16 protein-coding genes are annotated in these 16,961 nt (G+C 60.5%); 7 read left to right on the forward strand and 9 right to left on the reverse strand.

Annotation, left to right across the window (positions count from 1 at the left end; genetic code table 11):
• Positions 1-10 precede the first annotated feature (10 nt).
• The 7 genes from flgK to PPUTUW4_RS19855 all read right to left on the reverse strand — a co-directional run bounded on the left by flgK (position 11) and on the right by PPUTUW4_RS19855 (position 8,670).
• Positions 11-2,056: a flagellar hook-associated protein FlgK gene (gene flgK, locus PPUTUW4_RS19825; protein ID WP_015096278.1), complete on the reverse strand. Its 2,046-nt coding sequence runs from the start codon at positions 2,054-2,056 to the stop codon at positions 11-13.
• A gap of 23 nt (positions 2,057-2,079) precedes the next feature.
• On the reverse strand, positions 2,080-3,366 hold the full coding sequence (gene flgJ, locus PPUTUW4_RS19830) for a flagellar assembly peptidoglycan hydrolase FlgJ (RefSeq protein WP_015096279.1): 1,287 nt from the start codon (positions 3,364-3,366) through the stop codon (positions 2,080-2,082).
• 11 nt (positions 3,367-3,377) lie between these two features.
• Complete coding sequence (locus PPUTUW4_RS19835) at positions 3,378-4,466, reverse strand: flagellar basal body P-ring protein FlgI (protein ID WP_015096280.1); 1,089 nt, start codon at positions 4,464-4,466, stop codon at positions 3,378-3,380.
• Between the two features lie 27 nt (positions 4,467-4,493).
• Positions 4,494-5,189 (reverse strand): flagellar basal body L-ring protein FlgH, encoded by a 696-nt coding sequence (gene flgH, locus PPUTUW4_RS19840; RefSeq protein ID WP_015096281.1) that lies wholly within the window; start codon positions 5,187-5,189, stop codon positions 4,494-4,496.
• Positions 5,190-5,241: 52 nt separating this feature from the next.
• Positions 5,242-6,027 carry a flagellar basal-body rod protein FlgG gene (gene flgG / locus PPUTUW4_RS19845; protein WP_015096282.1) on the reverse strand — a complete coding sequence of 262 codons (786 nt, stop codon included), beginning with the start codon at positions 6,025-6,027 and terminating at the stop codon, positions 5,242-5,244.
• Positions 6,028-6,072: 45 nt separating this feature from the next.
• The gene (locus tag PPUTUW4_RS19850; protein WP_015096283.1) at positions 6,073-6,813 is read right to left on the reverse strand and encodes a flagellar basal body rod protein FlgF; all 741 of its coding nucleotides are present in this window, start codon (positions 6,811-6,813) and stop codon (positions 6,073-6,075) included.
• A gap of 297 nt (positions 6,814-7,110) precedes the next feature.
• On the reverse strand, positions 7,111-8,670 hold the full coding sequence (locus tag PPUTUW4_RS19855) for a sigma-54-dependent phenylalanine hydroxylase transcriptional regulator PhhR (RefSeq protein ID WP_015096284.1): 1,560 nt from the start codon (positions 8,668-8,670) through the stop codon (positions 7,111-7,113).
• A 384-nt stretch (positions 8,671-9,054) separates the two neighbouring features.
• Between PPUTUW4_RS19855 and phhA the strand changes: the two genes are divergently transcribed.
• From phhA to PPUTUW4_RS19880, 6 genes are all read left to right on the forward strand, one after another.
• Positions 9,055-9,840, forward strand: a complete 786-nt coding sequence (gene phhA / locus PPUTUW4_RS19860; protein WP_007983447.1) for a phenylalanine 4-monooxygenase — start codon at positions 9,055-9,057, stop codon at positions 9,838-9,840.
• A gap of 105 nt (positions 9,841-9,945) precedes the next feature.
• The gene (locus tag PPUTUW4_RS19865) at positions 9,946-10,302 is read left to right on the forward strand and encodes a 4a-hydroxytetrahydrobiopterin dehydratase (RefSeq protein WP_007975310.1); all 357 of its coding nucleotides are present in this window, start codon (positions 9,946-9,948) and stop codon (positions 10,300-10,302) included.
• A complete protein-coding gene (locus PPUTUW4_RS19870) occupies positions 10,302-11,495 on the forward strand; it encodes an amino acid aminotransferase (RefSeq protein WP_015096285.1) in 1,194 nt (397 codons plus the stop codon). The genes PPUTUW4_RS19865 and PPUTUW4_RS19870 overlap by 1 nt, the downstream gene beginning before the upstream one ends.
• Before the next feature lie 264 nt (positions 11,496-11,759).
• Entirely contained in the window at positions 11,760-11,891 is a 132-nt protein-coding gene (locus PPUTUW4_RS30515) for a hypothetical protein (RefSeq protein WP_015096286.1), read from the forward strand.
• A gap of 74 nt (positions 11,892-11,965) precedes the next feature.
• Positions 11,966-12,163, forward strand: a complete 198-nt coding sequence (locus PPUTUW4_RS19875) for a hypothetical protein (RefSeq protein ID WP_015096287.1) — start codon at positions 11,966-11,968, stop codon at positions 12,161-12,163.
• Positions 12,164-12,262: 99 nt separating this feature from the next.
• Entirely contained in the window at positions 12,263-13,462 is a 1,200-nt protein-coding gene (locus tag PPUTUW4_RS19880) for an MFS transporter (RefSeq protein ID WP_015096288.1), read from the forward strand.
• Here PPUTUW4_RS19880 and arfB read toward each other — a convergent pair.
• The gene (gene arfB / locus PPUTUW4_RS19885) at positions 13,459-13,872 is read right to left on the reverse strand and encodes an alternative ribosome rescue aminoacyl-tRNA hydrolase ArfB (RefSeq protein WP_007984117.1); all 414 of its coding nucleotides are present in this window, start codon (positions 13,870-13,872) and stop codon (positions 13,459-13,461) included. The genes PPUTUW4_RS19880 and arfB overlap by 4 nt on opposite strands.
• A gap of 147 nt (positions 13,873-14,019) precedes the next feature.
• On the opposite strand from arfB, the gene PPUTUW4_RS19890 reads away from it, so the two are divergent.
• Positions 14,020-15,156, forward strand: a complete 1,137-nt coding sequence (locus PPUTUW4_RS19890; protein ID WP_015092973.1) for an IS3 family transposase — start codon at positions 14,020-14,022, stop codon at positions 15,154-15,156.
• A gap of 182 nt (positions 15,157-15,338) precedes the next feature.
• Here PPUTUW4_RS19890 and PPUTUW4_RS19895 read toward each other — a convergent pair whose 3' ends face one another.
• Entirely contained in the window at positions 15,339-16,751 is a 1,413-nt protein-coding gene (locus PPUTUW4_RS19895) for an amino acid permease (protein ID WP_015096289.1), read from the reverse strand.
• Positions 16,752-16,961: the final 210 nt, after the last annotated feature.

Raw genomic sequence — 16,961 nt, forward strand, 5'->3', positions numbered from 1 at the left:
TTACGACTCCTTAAAGGCTGTTGATCAGCGTGGTGAAAATTTCCTGCGCAGCCTTGATGATCTGCGAAGACGCGGTGTAGTACTGCTGGTACTTGACCAGGTTGCCGGTTTCTTCGTCCAGGTCTACCCCGGAATTCGAATCCCGCGCCCCCTTGGCATTGGCCAGGATCGCCGTGGTGGCTTCGCTGTCGGACTTGCCCTGGGCTGCCTTGGCGCCGACGTTGGTCACCAGCTTGTTGTAGGCGTCGGTCAGGCTGATGCCCTTGCTCGCCGTGCCGGTGTCGACCGTCTGTTTGGTTTGCAATCCAACCAGCGCCTGGGCGTTGCGGTTGTCCGAAGACGCCGCGCCAGTCAGGTTGATGGTGAAGCTTTCACCGCTGGCCGGCGTGGCACCTACCGTGGTCTGCACGGTGAAGGTCTTCTGCACGGCCGGCGTGACACTGGTGTCCATGACCGGAGCACCACTGGCATCGACCATGCCCACTTTCAGGTTCAAGGTGTTGCTCTGGCCGGGAACGATGGTGCCGGCGCCGATCGAGTTACCCTTGGCATCGACCATGTTGTAGGTCTGGCTACCGCCGCTGGCTGCCCCGAACACCAGCTTGACCGGTGTCGAGTATTTGAGCGCGGTCTGCATTTCCGCCTGGGCCGCCGGGTTGTAGATATCGAGGGTGCTGGTCAGCGTCGGCTGGGTGTAGGTGCCGGTGTTGTTGGCACTGGTCACGCCGGTCAGGGGGGCTGCGGCCGCGATTTTTTTCGGGTCGGTGAGCACGGTCTGGATGCCGGCCGCCGCGCCACGGGTCGGTGTCACCTTGAACGAGTCGCCGGCGCTCAGCGCACCGCCGTTCAGGTTCAGGCTGAAGCCGTCGATCACCGGAGCCGGGGTCGTGGTGGTGCTGAACGCACCCATGTCGGTGCCGTCCGAGCGCTTGACGGTGTAGTTGGTCGCGCTGGTGAACGTCACCTGATAGTCGCTGGTGGTCAGCTTGCCGGTGTCCTTGATGGTGACATCCAGGTTGCCGGAGCCGGCACTGTTGCCCGCCGCCGCAATGCTGCGCTGACTGATCAGCGCGGCACTGTTGATGTTGCTGAAGATCGCCGCGCCGAAATCACCGTTCTTGTCGATGCCCTGCGCCTGCTGACGATTGATCTGGTCCGCCACCACCAGTGCAACGCGCCCCAGTTCATTGAGCGACGGGTCGAGCACTTCCTTGCGGTAGGTCAGCAGGCCACCGATTTCACCGCCGCTGACCACCGAAGTCACGTCGATAGTGCTGGAGCCACGGTTGAGCTGCAACGCCATGCGCGATGGGTCATCTTTGCCCGGCACGGTTTGCAGGGTGTTGGTAGTGTTGCCGACCACCAGTGGCTGACCGCTGCCGATGTAGACGTCGTAGCTGTTGCCACGCTCGACCACCTGGGTACCGACCAGCTCGGACAGTTGACGCACGGCTTCGTTGCGCGAATCGAGCAGGTCGTTGGGCTGGTTGGTGCCGGTGGAGAGTTCGGAAATCTTCTGATTGAGCGTGGCAATCTTGGTGGACAGCTTGTTCACCTGATCCGCCATGTCGCCCAGGCTGCCGTTCAGGTTGGTGTTCTGGTCGTTCAACTGCTTGGCAATCGAATTGAAGCGGGCGGACAGGGCCTGCGCACCGGTCAGCACCGACTGGCGGGACGTGTCGTCGGTGGCCGAAGTCGAAACGCCCTGCATCGAGGTGAAGAACTTTTGCAGCACACCGGTCAGCCCGGTGTTGGTATCGGAAAGCGTGGCGTCCAGCGGAGTGGCCTGAGCGTTGTACGACGCTGCTTCACTGTCGAGCGAGGTGGCGGTACGCAGCTGAGAATCGAGATAGGAGTTGTACACGCGGCGCACATCGGCCAGCGTCGTGCCGGTACCGATGAACACGTTGCCGTACTGAATCGAGCCTTTGGTGCCCTGCACAGTTTGCTGGCGCGAGTACCCGGCGGTGTCGACGTTGGCAATGTTGTTACCCGTCGTCACCAACGAGTTATGGCCAGCATTCAGCCCCGACATCCCGATATTGAGCAAACTCATGTTTCAGACCTTATACCTTGTGCCTATAAAGGCGTGGTGGAAACGCCCGCCGCAGCGTAGTTCTGGTAACTCGTCATCTGCTTGGCTATCTGCGAAATCTTGCTCGCGTAGTCCGGGTCGGTTGCGTAACCGGCCTTCTGCAACTCGCGTACAAACTGTTCCGGGTTATCGGCCGACTTCACGACATCTTGATAGCGATTATTGGTCTGCAACAAAGTCACAAGGTCATGGAAACTGTCCTTGTAGGAGTCGTAGGAACGGAACTCGGCCGTCTCCTTGACCATCTGCCCGTTTCGGAATTCGCTGGTGATCGCCCGCGCCGAATTACCCTGCCAACTGTTGCCGGCCTTGATGCCGAACAGGTTGTGGCTGCTGCTGCCGTCCTGAGCACGCATGACCGACTTGCCCCAGCCGGTTTCCAGGGCCGCCTGGGCCACCAGGTAACGCGGATCGACACCAATGCGGGCCGCCGCTTCCCTGGCCATCGGCAACATGGTGTTGACGAACTGGTCAGCGGAACCGAAGGCTTTCTTCGCTGGCGCCAGCGGAATCTGCGCCATGGCGCGACCGTAGATCTGCATGCCGCCAGAGGAGGATTGCTGCGCAGTCGCCAGCCAGTCGCCGTTGTACAGCGGTCCCGTGCCGGTGCTTGTCGCGCGCTCAGGCAACGGGGTCTTGTTGATCGTCGTGGCAGCGGGCGTCGCCGAAGGCACCAGCCCTGCCAACAGACGATCAGCCAGCTTCGGCGGCAATGCCAGGCGCCGCTGATTGATCAGCGCCATGTCATTACGATGACCACCCTCACCCGCCTCTTGCGGCGCGTGGACCGAGCGCGAAGCCCACAACGGACGCTGGCCATTGACCCGCGACAGCGGTCCGTTGATTGCCGTTGTGCCGGCCGCCACCGGCGTTTGCACGGCGGCTTTCGCGGCCTCTTGCTTGGCCAGAGACGCTGCGGCGGCCTCACCCGGCGCCAGCGGTTTGTTCTTCGACATCTGGCGCATCAGCACGTCAGCCAGACCGATACCACCGCCCTCGCGGGACATGGAAACAGCCAGTTGCTGGTCGTACATTTCCTGATATTGCTTGGCCGCCGGGGTGTTCATCGGATTGTCCTGGCCCAGCGCGTCAGTGGCCGAACGCATGGACTTGAGCATTTCCCCGAGGAACAGCGACTCGAACTCCTGCGCCACCTTGCGCATGTTGTCGTCGCTGTTCTTGTCGCCGACCTTGAGCTGATTCAGACGATTGAGGTCCGAGTAGGAACCCGAATCGCTGCTGCTGACCAGACCGCTCTTGCGCATATCCACGATGGCCGTCCTCAGATCACGATCAGGTCGGCTTGCAGGGCTCCGGCCTGCTTCAGCGCTTCGAGGATGGCCATCAGGTCACCCGGTGCCGCGCCGACCTGGTTCACCGCCCGCACGATCTCGTCGAGGGTGGTGCCAGGGCCGAACTTGAACATCGGCTTGGCTTCCTGCTGGGCATTGACCGTCGAACGCGGCACCACCGCCGTCGTGCCATTGGACAGAGGGCCGGGCTGGCTGACGATCGGGTCTTCGGTGATGGTCACGGTCAGGCTGCCATGGGTCACGGCGGCCGGAGAAACCTTGACGTTCTGGCCAATCACTATGGTGCCGGTACGGGAGTTGATGATGACTTTCGCCACCGCCTGGCCCGGATCGATCTCGAGGTTTTCCAGGATCGACAGGTAGTCGACCCGCTGGCTTGGATCAAGCGGCGCGGTGACGCGAATCGAACCGCCGTCGATGGCCTGGGCCACGCCAGGGCCGAGCATGTTGTTGATCTTGTCGACGATGCGCTTGGCGGTGGTGAAGTCGGAACGGTTGAGGTTCAGCGTCAGGCTGTTGCCCTGGTTGAAACCGCTCGGCACCGCGCGCTCCACCGATGCACCACCGGGGATGCGCCCGGCCGACGGAACGTTGACGGTGATCTTCGAGCCGTCGCGCCCTTCCGCATCGAAACCGCCAACCACCAGGTTGCCCTGGGCCACCGCATAGACGTTGCCGTCGATCCCCTTGAGTGGCGTCAGCAGCAAGGTGCCGCCGCGCAAGCTCTTGGAGTTGCCGATGGAGGAAACAGTGATGTCGACCTGCTGACCCGGCTTGGCGAACGCCGGCAGGTCGGCGCTGATCGACACGGCCGCCACGTTCTTCAACTGCACGTTGCCCGAACCCGGCGGCACCTTGATGCCGAACTGCGAGAGCATGTTGTTGAAGGTCTGCAGGGTGAACGGGGTCTGCGTCGTCTGGTCGCCGGTGCCGTTAAGTCCGACCACCAGGCCGTAGCCGATCAACTGGTTGGAACGCACGCCGGAAATGCTGGCGATGTCCTTCAGGCGCTCGGCTTGAACGTTGAACGCTGCGGACATCATGAACGCAGCCATCATGAGACTTCTGAAATTCAACGTAACCACCTAGAAAGGGAACAGCGGGCTGAGGAAGAAACGGTCGAACCAGCCTGGCTGACTCGCATCGGCAAACGAGCCGGTGCCCGAGTAGGTAATGCGCGCATCGGCGACGCGGGTCGACGACACGGTGTTGTCGGTCGAGATGTCATCGGCGCGAACCAGGCCGGCAATCCGCACCAGTTCATCACCGGTGTTGAGGGTCATCCACTTCTCGCCGCGCACCGCGATGATGCCGTTGGGCAACACATCGGCAACGGTCACGGTGATCGAGCCGGTCAGGGTATTGCCCTGCGCCGCCTTGCTGTCACCCTTGGTCGCGCGGTCACCTTCGTAGCTGGCACTCAGGCTCAGGTCGCCATCGCCGAACGGGTTGTTGGTGGTGGCGCTGCTGCCGAACAGCGAACTCAGGCCGATGTTGGCCTTGCTGTTCTTGCCGATTTGCGAGTTGGCGTTTTTGCTGGCCTGGGTCCTTTCGTTCAGGGTGATGGTGATGACATCACCGACCCGGAACGCCTTGCGGTCGCTGTAGAGGTTCTGTTCGAAACCGGCCTGATAGATCGAACCGTTGTTGGCAGCCGCCGGCAACGGCGTGCGCGGCAACACCGGAGCGTAGTAAGGGTCATTGGGTTTGGGCGTCGCAGGCACGCAACCTGCGAGCGCGGCGATCCCACTCAGTGCCAGAACAGATACATAGCGATTCATGACCCTACCTCACGGTGTTGCAGGCAGCCTCATGGCCGCCCCATAGACTTGATTACAGGTTCTGCGTTACGAACGAGAGCATCTGGTCGGCGGTGGAGATCACCTTGGAGTTCATCTCGTAGGCGCGCTGGGTGGTGATCATGTTGACCATCTCCTCAACGGTGCTGACGTTGGAGGTTTCCAGGGTGTTCTGCAGCGTGGTGCCGAAACCGTTCAGGCCCGGTGTGCCGACTTGCGGCGCACCACTGGCGGCGGTTTCCAGGAACAGGTTGTTGCCCACTGCCTGCAGGCCGGCCGGGTTGATGAAGTCGGCGGTTTGCAGGTTGCCGATCACCTGGGCAGCCGGGTTGCCGGCAATGGTGATGGACACGGTGCCGTCGCGGCCGACGGTGAAGGTCTGCGCATCGTTCGGAATGACAATCGCCGGCTCCAGGGCAAAACCGCTGGCGTTGACGATCTGGCCGTTGGAGTCCAGGTGGAAGGTACCGTCACGGGTGTAGGACGTGGTGCCGTCCGGTTGCAGGATCTGGAAGAAACCGCGACCGTCGATGGCCATGTCCAGTGGCTGCTCGGTGGTTTGCAGGCTGCCGGCGGTGAAGTTCTTCTGGGTGCCGACGATGCGCACACCGGTACCCAGTTGCAGACCCGACGGCAGTTCGCTGTCCTGGGTCGACTGGGCGCCTGGCTGACGCTTGATCTGGTAGAGCAGGTCCTGGAACTCGGCGCGATCACGTTTGAAACCCGTGGTCGACACGTTCGCCAGGTTGTTGGAAATGGTGGTCAGGTTGGTGTCCTGGGCGGACAGACCTGTTTTGGCAACCCATAGAGCCGGAAGCATTCGATTCTCCTCGTGCGCCTGTTTTACGGCGCGACGTTCTGGTAATTAGCTGATCTGCAAGACCCGAGCCATGGCCTGGTCATCGTCTTTGGCGGTGTTCATCATCTTGATGTGCAGCTCGAACTGCTTGGACAAGGCCAGTACCGAGGTCATCTCTTCCACGGCATTGACGTTGCTCGACTCGAGGAACCCGGACACCAGCTTGACGTCGGCATCGGCCTGCGCCGGCTTGCCGTCCTTGGTGTGGATCGAACCATCCAGGCCTTTGGTCATGTTCTTCAGGTCCGGGTTGACCAGCTTGATGCGGTCCACTTCAGCCATCACCCGCGGACCTTCGCCCATCGCGCGGATGCTGATGGTGCCGTCCTCGCCGACTTCGATCTGCTGCTCCGGCGGCACGGCAATCGGCCCGCCATTGCCCATGACCGGCATGCCGTTGCCGGCACGCAGCACGCCCAGGGCGTCAACGTTCAGGCTGCCGGTGCGCACGTAGCTTTCACCGCCATCGGGATTCTGTACGGCAATCCAGCCGCCGCCTTGCACGGCAACGTCGAGGTCGCGGCCGGTTTCCACCAGTGAGCCCGGGGAGAAGTCCGTGGCCGGGCGTTCGGACATGGCAAACGCACGCGCCGGAAAGCTGTCACCGAACACCGGCATCGAACGGGCCTGCTCCAGGTCTTTCTGGAAGCCGTTGGTGGAGATGTTCGCGAGGTTGTTGGCATGCGCCTTTTGCGCCAGTGCATTCTGGCTGGCGCCGGTCATTGCCACATAAAGGTACTTGTCCACACTCTTTCCTCTGCCTGCCGGACGTTTGCCGCCCACTGCTGTGTTGCTGAGCCATAAGCAATTTGCAGACCAACTTGTTTTTGGCGGCGCGGGGCCCGGTAAACAGGGGACTTGAGGAGATCAGAGGGGATTGGTGATTTGTGTCAAAGACGAAAAACCGGCGGTGTCATGCCGGTGGGTGGCAAGTGCCGGCCTCTTCGCGGGCAAGCCCGCTCCCACAGTGATCTGTGGCGTTCACCAAACCTGTGGGAGCGGGCTTGCCCGCGAAGAGGCCGGCACAAACACAGCAAGCTTAAGTCAGGACTCGTTTTTGCCCACCTCATACTCACGCAACTTGTTGGCAATGGTGGTATGCGAAACTCCCAACCGCTTGCCCAGCTGCCGACTGCTCGGATGCTCGGAATACAACCGCTCCAGCACCGCCTTCTCGAAACGCCCGACAATCTCGTCCAGCCCGCCCTCCAGCGAAAAATCGCCAAGGGGCTGACGCACGCCATAATCCGGCAGGCGAATATGCTCGGCCTTGACCGTGCCGCCGTCGCACAGGGAAACCGCCTGGAACAGCACGTTCTCCAGTTGCCGCACGTTGCCCGGCCAATGGTAGTGGCTGAGCCGCTCCATGGCCGCAGGGGCCAGTTTCGGCAACGGGCAACCGATCTGCCGACTGGCCTGATCGAGGAAGTGCTCCACCAGCGGCGTCAAACCGTCGAGGCATTCGCGCAGCGGCGGGATGTGCAGCGACAACACATTCAAGCGGTGATAGAGGTCCTGGCGGAACTCGCCGCGCGCGCACAGTTCGGACAGGTCGACCTGGGTCGCGCAGATCACTCGCACGTCGAGGTAGACCTCCTCGTCGCTGCCCACACGACGGAAGCAGCCGTCCTGCAAAAAGCGCAGCAATTTCACCTGCAAGCGCGGGCTCATTTCCCCGACGCCATCGAGAAACAGCGTACCGCCCGCCGTCAGCTCCAGCAGCCCGAGCTTGCCTTCGGCCCGCGCCCCTTCAAAGGCACCGGGGCCATAACCGAACAGCTCCGTCTCGGCCATGGACTCCGGCAGCCCGGCACAATTGAGCGCCATCAACGGCGACTGCCCACGCGGACTGGCCAGATGGCAGGCCCGCGCCAGCAACTCTTTGCCGGTGCCGGTTTCGCCCTCTATCAATAGCGGCGCATCCAGCGGCGCCATGCGCCGTGCTTCGCGCACCACCGCGGCCATCACTTTCGAGCTCTGGAAGATGCTGTCGAAGCCACGCAATTCCTGCTTGCGCACGTTATAGATGCGTTCACCCACCCGGTCGGCGCGGTGCAGCGTCAGCACGGCACCGGCCATGGCCTCGCTGTCGTCGTGCTCCGACTGCAACGGCGCGATGTCGGCCAGGAACACGTCACCCTTGACCTTGACCCGCAGCCCGTTGATTCGCGATTTGTTGGCACGCACCAGTTCTGGCAAATCGAAATCTTCGGCGTAGCGCGACAATGGAATACCCGGCACCTCGTCGACCCGCACCCCCAGCAACTGCGCCGCTGCCCGGTTGGCCGCGACGATGGAACCACCCATGTCGATCGACAGCACCGGAAACTCCAGCGCACCGAGCAGGGCATTGAGTTCCATGTGCCGACGCTCGCTGGGCATCAGCCCTACACGCTTGACGCCGAAGACCCCGGCAATCGCTTCGAATTTCGGACGCAGTGCCTGGAACTGAATGTTGATCAGGTTCGGGCAATGCAGGTAGATGGCGTTGCCATGCTCACCCCCCACCTCACCGCGGGCCACGTTGATCCCGTACTCCACCAGCAGGTTGAGAATGTCGCGCAGGATACCGATGCGGTTCTGGCAATGGACTTTGATACGCATGAAAAAGGCCTGAAAAAGCAGTGATTGAACCTGTGGGAGCGAGCTTGCTCGCGATAGCGGTGGGTCATGCAAATTAATCTCTTCTGACACACCCTCATCGCGAGCAAGCTCGCTCCCACAAGGGTATTGCAGCGCCTTCGGGCATATTTTTCTGCCGAGGAGCTCAGAAAGTCGTCAAGATTATGTGACAGACAAAGCGTTTTTCATACCTGCAAATCTCAATAGCTACGCGCCAACCATCATAACGTAACGAAAACTTTACGATTATTGAGGGTTTTTCCTGCCCGAGACGCCGATCACCTGCTGCAACAGTGCAATCCTTGGGGTATTTCTAGGTCCATAGCAGTACATAACAAGAACGAAATCCCCTAGCAGGAGAGCAGCATGAAGCAGACGCAATACGTGGCTCGCGAGCCCGATGCGCAAGGTTTTATCGACTACCCCGCCGAAGAACACGCGGTGTGGAACACGCTGATCACTCGCCAACTGAAAGTGATCGAAGGGCGTGCGTGCCAGGAGTACCTGGACGGTATCGAAAAACTCGGTCTGCCCCACGACCGCATTCCTCAACTCGGTGAAATCAACAAGGTCCTCGGTGAAACCACCGGCTGGCAGGTTGCCCGGGTTCCCGCATTGATTCCCTTCCAGACCTTTTTCGAATTGCTGGCCAGCAAGCAGTTTCCGGTGGCGACCTTTATTCGTACCCGCGAAGAACTGGACTACCTGCAAGAGCCGGACATTTTCCACGAGATCTTCGGTCACTGCCCGCTGCTGACCAATCCCTGGTTCGCTGAATTCACCCACACCTACGGCAAGCTCGGCCTCAAGGCGTCCAAGGAAGAACGCGTGTACCTGGCGCGCCTGTACTGGATGACCATCGAGTTCGGCCTGGTCGATACCCCGCAAGGCCAGCGCATCTACGGCGGCGGCATCCTGTCCTCTCCGAAAGAGACCGTCTACAGCCTGTCGAACGAGCCTGAACATCAAGCCTTCGACCCTCTGGAATGCATGCGCACGCCTTACCGCATCGACATCCTGCAACCCCTGTATTTCGTTCTGCCGAACCTCAAGCGCCTGTTCGACCTGGCCCACGAAGACATCATGGGCATGGTCAAGCAAGCGATGCAGATGGGTCTGCACACGCCGAAATTCCCCCCAAAGGCCGCGTGAACCGCGACTTTTGCTGACAAGTGAGTCTGTCAGTCACCGTCGCTTTGGTTTAGCGTGACGGCACTGTCGACCGATATAAAAACACTCGATTACAGGAAACACACCATGTCCACCTTGAACCAAGCCCATTGCGAAGCCTGCCGCGCCGACGCCCCACAAGTTAGCGACGAAGAACTGCCGATCCTGATCAAGCAGATCCCGGACTGGAACATCGAAGTACGCGACAGCATCATGCAGCTGGAAAAGGTCTTCCTGTTCAAGAACTTCAAACATGCACTGGCCTTCACCAACGCCGTCGGTGAAATCTCCGAGGCTGAAGGCCATCACCCGGGCCTGCTGACCGAGTGGGGCAAAGTGACCGTGACCTGGTGGAGCCACTCGATCAAGGGCCTGCACCGCAACGACTTCATCATGGCCGCGCGCACTGACGAAGTAGCGAAGGACGCTGAGGGGCGCAAGTAATGCACTTCGACGCCATCGGCCGAGTGCCCGGCGACCCGATTCTGGGCCTGATGGAGGCCTACGCGCAGGACCCGAACCCGCGCAAGTTCGATTTGGGCGTGGGTGTCTATAAAGACGCCCAAGGCCTGACGCCGATTCTCGAGTCGGTGAAACTTGCCGAGCAGCGCCTGGTGGATCGCCAGTCCACCAAGACCTACATCGGTGGTCATGGCGAACCGGCGTTCGGCAAAGCGATCAATGAGCTGGTGCTGGGCGCCGACTCGAAGCTGATCAGCGCACAACGCGCCGGCGCCACCCAGACTCCGGGTGGCACCGGGGCCTTGCGCCTGAGCGCTGACTTCATCGCCCAGTGCCTGCCAGGGCGCGGCGTCTGGTTGAGCAACCCGACCTGGCCGATCCACGAAAGCATTTTCGCGGCCGCCAAAGTCAAGGTCAGCCATTACCCCTACGTCGGCAGCGACAACCGACTGGATGTCGACGGCATGCTGGCAGTGCTCAACGAAGCGCCCAAGGGTGACGTGGTGTTGCTGCATGCCTGCTGCCACAACCCGACCGGTTTCGACCTGTCCCAGGATGACTGGCAGCGGGTGCTGGAGGTAGTACGCAAGCGCGAACTGCTGCCACTGATCGACTTCGCGTATCAAGGATTCGGCGATGGCCTGGAGCAGGATGCCTGGTCGACCCGGCTGTTCGCCGCCGAGTTGCCGGAACTGCTGATCACCAGCTCTTGCTCGAAGAACTTCGGCCTGTACCGCGACCGCACCGGCGCGCTGATTGTCTGTGCGAAAAGCGCCGACAAGCTCACCGATATCCGCAGCCAGCTGGCCAACATCGCCCGCAACCTGTGGTCGACACCGCCGGATCACGGTGCGGCCGTGGTCGCGACCATCCTCGGCGACCCGGAGTTGAAAAATCTCTGGGCTGACGAAGTGGAAGGCATGCGCTTGCGTATCGCCCAACTGCGCAGCGGTCTGGTGGAAGCACTGGAGCCTCACGGTTTGCGCGAGCGGTTTGCGCACATTGGCGTGCAACGCGGGATGTTTTCCTACACAGGCCTGTCGCCAGAACAAGTGAAGAACCTGCGGGATCATCACAGCGTGTACATGGTCAACTCCGGCCGCGCCAACGTTGCCGGCATCGATGCCACGCGTTTGGATCTGCTGGCCGAGGCGATTGCCGCAGTCTGCAAATAACACCACCAAACCCTGTGGGAGCGAGCTTGCTCGCGATGAGGCCATAACATTCAACATCTCTGTTGACTGTCAGGCCGCTATCGCGAGCAAGCTCGCTCCCACATTTGTTTTGTGTCGCTCTTCCAGTCATGTCTAGACAATCCCATCCGTCGAAACAAATGGATATAAAAGTCCGTTTGTCATTTTTACTGCTGTATCCTGCCCAGGCTTTTTCAAAGCGCGGATCTACCAGATCTATCAACAGACTTAGCGAGGAGCGCAACCATGCACGAGATTCCTAATCTCCCCTTCCCAAGCCTGCACGTACCTGAGCAGACGACCACGCAACAAGCCGGCGCCCAACAGCCCGAGCCGAAAGAAGCCACTGACCGCCGCCAGGCTGACAGCGAAGACTGAAACACCCGACGTACAGACCGTGTGGAAAGCGCTAGCATGCGCTTTCCACACTGCCTGAAGCGAGAACCCGCACCATGACCGATGAACTCAACGAAACCTTTGATGAAAAGCAGGCCAGCGTCCTGATTGGCACCGCCGAGAAAATGATCGAGATCTGGAATCGCCTCTCCCCCGAGAAACAAGCCGCCTTGCTCGCCCGCTTCGGCACCCAGGAAAATGCGCTGGCCGCACTGGTCACTACGCAACTGGTTGCTCCCGTCAAAGCTCAATGACACCGCCGGGCAAATAGTTTTACTTTTTCACAACCAACATCCGTCCACACCGCTATCATAAGCAGCCTATCTATCCTGCTTTACCGTGGACCTTTACCCATGCCTGAAAACCAGCGCCCCCTGGCGGTCACGCTGCAAGTCGTTTCCATCGTCCTTTTCACCTTTATCGGCTACCTGAACATCGGCATTCCCCTGGCCGTATTGCCCGGTTACGTCCACAGCGACCTGGGTTTCGGCGCGGTGATCGCGGGCCTGGTGATCAGCGTGCAATACCTGGCCACCCTGCTCAGCCGCCCCTATGCCGGGAAGATCATCGACAACAAGGGCAGCAAACTGGCGGTGATGTATGGCCTGGCCGGTTGCGGCCTGAGCGGCGTGTTCATGTTGATCTCGGCCTGGACCCAGAGCCTCCCGACCTTGAGCCTGATCAGCCTGTTGATCGGTCGTCTGGTTCTCGGCAGCGCGGAAAGCCTGGTGGGCTCGGGTTCGATTGGCTGGGGCATCGGCCGGGTCGGCGCGGCAAATACGGCCAAGGTCATCTCCTGGAACGGGATCGCCAGCTACGGCGCACTGGCCGTCGGCGCGCCCTTGGGCGTGCTGATCGTCCATCAACTGGGTTTGTGGAGCATGGGCGTGAGCATTGTGCTGCTGGCCGTGCTCGGCCTGCTGCTGGCCTGGCCGAAAACTGCCGCGCCGATCGTTGCCGGCGAGCGCCTGCCGTTCATGCATGTGCTTGGGCGGGTCTTCCCCCACGGCTGTGGCCTGGCTCTGGGCTCCATAGGCTTTGGCACCATCGCCACCTTCATCACCCTGTATTACGCCACGCAACACTGGGACAACGCGGTGCTGTGCCTGAGCCTGTTCGGCGCCAGCTTCATCGGCGCGCGCCTGCTGTTCGGCAACCTGATCAACCGTCTCGGCGGCTTTCGGGTCGCCATTGCCTGCCTGTCGGTGGAAACCCTGGGCTTGCTGTTGCTGTGGCTGGCACCGGATGCACATTGGGCATTGGCGGGTGCGGCGCTGAGCGGCTTCGGCTTCTCGCTGGTGTTCCCGGCGCTGGGCGTGGAAGCGGTGAATCTGGTGCCGGCCTCCAGCCGTGGCGCAGCCGTCGGCGCCTATTCGCTGTTCATCGATTTGTCGCTGGGGATCACCGGCCCCCTGGCCGGGGCCATTGCGGCCGGGTTCGGTTTCGCTTCGATCTTCCTGTTTGCCGCCCTCGCCGCATTGAGCGGATTGATGCTGAGCCTTTACTTGTATCGGCAGGCACCGAAGCAACGCGAAGCGCGGGACGCCCGCTAGAAGTCGACCTTGCCGCGCCCGGCCTTGATATTGCCGCGCTTGCTCTTGGATTCGAGGCGACGGGTTTTCGAGCCGAGGGTCGGCTTGGTCGGACGGCGCTTTTTCTCGACCTTGGTGGCACTCTGGATCAACTCGGTCAGGCGCAACAGCGCATCGGCGCGGTTCTGCTCCTGCGTCCGGTACTGTTGGGCCTTGATGATAAGCACACCGTCGCTGGTGATGCGGCTGTCGCGCAACGCCAGCAACCGCTCCTTGTAGAACTCGGGCAAGGACGACGCCGGAATGTCAAAGCGCAGGTGCACCGCGCTCGACACCTTGTTGACGTTCTGCCCGCCCGCGCCCTGGGCGCGAATGGCCGTCAACTCGATCTCGGCATCGGGCAGATGCACGTTGTTGGAAATCACCAGCATGGAAAAGCGTCCGTATTCAGAGGGTGCAGGATACCTTGAATAGACTGGGCAGACGCGGTCCTTGTGGGAGCGGGCTTGAACTGGCCTAATGATTTTGGACACTTCAATCGGGCGCTATGATGGCGCCCAAATCTGAGGTGTTCGGATATGCGTAAATCTTATTCCAGTGAGTTCAAACTCAAGGCCGCCAGCATGGTGCTGGACGAGGGCCAGTCAGTTCCCGATGTTTGTGCCAGTTTGGATATTGGCCCTACGGCCTTGCGCCGTTGGGTCGACCAGGTTCGCAAAGAACGCTTGGGTTCGACCCCGGTGGGGGCCAAGGCAATCACCGCCGATCAGCGGGAGATTCAGCAGCTCAAAGCGTTGCTCAGGCAAAAAGACCTGGACATTGAAATCCTAAAAAAAGGCCAGTGCTCTCCTGCTTTTGGACTCCAAAGATCATTCTCGCTGATCAATGAGCTGGACGAGCAGTACGGCGTTAACAATTGCTGTCGGGCGTTTGGAGTCACCCGCAGCAGCTTTTACGCCTGGCGTCAGCGTCAGGGCAAGGTGAATCCTGAGCGGGAGAAACTTAAGGCCGTGCTGGTCAAGCATCACAAGGAATCCAGAGCGTCCGCAGGGTCTCGCACCCTGTCCAAGGAACTGCAAGCCAAGGGGCATCGTGTCGGGCGACATATGGCTCGCAGCTTGATGCGCGAAGCCGGTGTTGCCAGCCATCAACGGCGGCGGCACAAGTACAAATCTTCCGGCGTTGAGGCGCTGGTGGCGCCGCATGTGCTCAAGCGCAAGTTTGATGTCACTGCGGTTAACCAAGTGTGGTGCGGCGATGTGACCTACATCAAAGTCGGCACGCGCTGGATGTATTTCGCGGCGGTGCTGGATCTGTTTGCCCGCAGGATCGTGGGCTGGTCGTTTTCGATGATTTCCGATGCCACGCTGACCTGCGAAGCGTTGCGGATGGCGGTCGACCTGCGAGGCCGGCCAAAAGAGGTGCTGTTTCACTCTGACCAGGGCTGCCAATACACCAGTCATAAATTCAGGAAAGAAATGCGCAAACATGGCCTCCTGCAAAGCATGAGTCGCAAAGGTGAGTGCTGGGACAACGCTCCGATGGAGCGTTTCTTTGGAAGCCTCAAGTCAGAGTGGGTACCAGAAGATGGCTACCGCTCGGAACATGAGGCGCGGGTGGATGTGCAGCGTTATGTGATGCGTTACAACAACGTCAGGCTCCATAGCTACAACGGCTACCGGTCGCCGGTAGCTATGGAGAAACTGGCGGCATGAAACCGTAACTGGTGTCCAAAATTAGTTGACCAGTTCAGCTTGCTCGCGAAGAGGGAGTGTCAGTCACCATTTACTTAGCTGACACACCGCATTCGCGAGCAAGCCCGCTCCCACCGGGGATTTGTGTGAGCCTGAAAACAACAAACCCGGCGCATGGCCGGGTTTGTCGTTTCTGCGGGGAGTTACTTCACTGCCGCCTGCAACGCATGTTGCGCACTGCGCTTGTTCTTGATGCCGTAGCAGACCCACATGAACACGAGCCATACCGGAATCGCGTACACCGATGTCTGGATCCCCGGAATCAACAGCATCACACCGAGAATGAACAACACGAACGCCAGGCAGATGTAGTTGCCGTACGGGTACCACAGGGCCTTGAACAGCGGCGTCTGTTTGGTTTTGTTCATGTGCTGGCGGAACTTGAAGTGCGAGTAGCTGATCATCGCCCAGTTGATCACCAGGGTGGCCACCACCAGCGACATCAGCAGTTCCAGGGCGCTGTGCGGAATCAGGTAGTTCAGCAGCACCGCGATCAGGGTCACGGCGGCCGAGGCCAGGATCGAACGCACGGGCACGCCACGCTTGTCGATCTTCGCCAGGCCTTTCGGCGCATCGCCCTGTTCGGCCATGCCCAGCAGCATGCGGCTGTTGCAGTAGGTGCCGCTGTTGTACACCGACAACGCCGCAGTCAGGACCACGAAGTTGAGGATGTGCGCCGCGGTGTTGCTGCCCAGCATCGAGAACACTTGCACGAACGGGCTGCCGCTGTAGGAATCACCAGAGGCGTTCAGGGTGGTCAGCAAGCTGTCCCACGGGGTCAACGACAGCAGGATCACCAGGGCACCGATGTAGAAAATCAGGATCCGGTAGATCACCTGGTTGATCGCTTTCGGGATCACGGTTTTCGGCTTGTCGGCTTCTGCAGCGGTGAAGCCGAGCATTTCCAGGCCACCGAAGGAAAACATGATGAAAGCCATGGCCATCACCAGACCGCTGACACCGTTCGGGAAGAAACCACCGTGGGACCACAGGTTGCTCACCGCCGCTTGCGGGCCGCCATTGCCGCTGACCAGCAGGTAGCTGCCCAGTGCAATCATGCCGACGATCGCCACGACCTTGATGATCGCAAACCAGAACTCGGCCTCGCCAAACACTTTGACGTTGGCCAGGTTGATGACGTTGATCAGCACAAAGAAGCCCGCTGCGGAAACCCAGGTCGGGATGTCCGGCGCCCAGTAGTGGATGTACTTGCCGACCGCGGTCAGCTCCGACATGCCCACCAGGATGTACAGAATCCAGCAGTTCCAGCCCGACAGGAAACCGGCAAAGCCGCCCCAGTACTTGTGGGCGAAGTGGCTGAAGGAGCCGGCCACCGGATCTTCGACGATCATTTCGCCCAGTTGGCGCATGATCATGAAAGCAATGAAGCCGCAGATGGCATAGCCGAGGATCATCGACGGGCCGGCGGACTTGAGTACCCCGGCCGAGCCGAGGAACAGACCGGTACCGATCGCGCCACCTAAGGCAATCAATTGAATGTGGCGATTTTTCAGGCCGCGTTTCAGCTCGCCTGATTGCGGGTTTTGTCCACTCATGAAAAGGGTCTCACGCAAGGTTTGATGATGTTCAGTCGACGTTGCTGCTCAAGAAAGGCGTTAAGCGGCACCAATCAAACCCCAGCGCAGGCACCAGGAGTTCAGCGTATTTACAACGGTCATGCGTCACCTGTTTGTTTTTATCTGTGACGAAATCGAACCCGACACGCTCGTGACGCGGCGGAGTGAACAAGGCGGATAGCCTTGAGG

Origin of the sequence: Pseudomonas sp. UW4 (assembly GCF_000316175.1) — a bacterium.
GTDB classification, from domain to species: Bacteria; Pseudomonadota; Gammaproteobacteria; order Pseudomonadales; family Pseudomonadaceae; genus Aquipseudomonas; species Aquipseudomonas laurylsulfatiphila.

What these genes read in the sequence shown, in the direction of transcription:
- flgK (WP_015096278.1), bottom strand. Translation starts at nt 2,056, where the DNA reads ATGAGTTTGCTCAATATCGGGATGTCGGGGCTGAATGCTGGCCATAAC.
- PPUTUW4_RS19835 (WP_015096280.1), bottom strand. Translation starts at nt 4,466, where the DNA reads ATGATGGCTGCGTTCATGATGTCCGCAGCGTTCAACGTTCAAGCCGAG.
- flgH (WP_015096281.1), bottom strand. Translation starts at nt 5,189, where the DNA reads ATGAATCGCTATGTATCTGTTCTGGCACTGAGTGGGATCGCCGCGCTC.
- flgG (WP_015096282.1), bottom strand. Translation starts at nt 6,027, where the DNA reads ATGCTTCCGGCTCTATGGGTTGCCAAAACAGGTCTGTCCGCCCAGGAC.
- PPUTUW4_RS19855 (WP_015096284.1), bottom strand. Translation starts at nt 8,670, where the DNA reads ATGCGTATCAAAGTCCATTGCCAGAACCGCATCGGTATCCTGCGCGAC.
- phhA (WP_007983447.1), top strand. Translation starts at nt 9,055, where the DNA reads ATGAAGCAGACGCAATACGTGGCTCGCGAGCCCGATGCGCAAGGTTTT.
- PPUTUW4_RS19865 (WP_007975310.1), top strand. Translation starts at nt 9,946, where the DNA reads ATGTCCACCTTGAACCAAGCCCATTGCGAAGCCTGCCGCGCCGACGCC.
- PPUTUW4_RS19870 (WP_015096285.1), top strand. Translation starts at nt 10,302, where the DNA reads ATGCACTTCGACGCCATCGGCCGAGTGCCCGGCGACCCGATTCTGGGC.
- PPUTUW4_RS30515 (WP_015096286.1), top strand. Translation starts at nt 11,760, where the DNA reads ATGCACGAGATTCCTAATCTCCCCTTCCCAAGCCTGCACGTACCTGAG.
- PPUTUW4_RS19875 (WP_015096287.1), top strand. Translation starts at nt 11,966, where the DNA reads ATGACCGATGAACTCAACGAAACCTTTGATGAAAAGCAGGCCAGCGTC.
- PPUTUW4_RS19880 (WP_015096288.1), top strand. Translation starts at nt 12,263, where the DNA reads ATGCCTGAAAACCAGCGCCCCCTGGCGGTCACGCTGCAAGTCGTTTCC.
- arfB (WP_007984117.1), bottom strand. Translation starts at nt 13,872, where the DNA reads ATGCTGGTGATTTCCAACAACGTGCATCTGCCCGATGCCGAGATCGAG.
- PPUTUW4_RS19890 (WP_015092973.1), top strand. Translation starts at nt 14,020, where the DNA reads ATGCGTAAATCTTATTCCAGTGAGTTCAAACTCAAGGCCGCCAGCATG.
- PPUTUW4_RS19895 (WP_015096289.1), bottom strand. Translation starts at nt 16,751, where the DNA reads ATGAGTGGACAAAACCCGCAATCAGGCGAGCTGAAACGCGGCCTGAAA.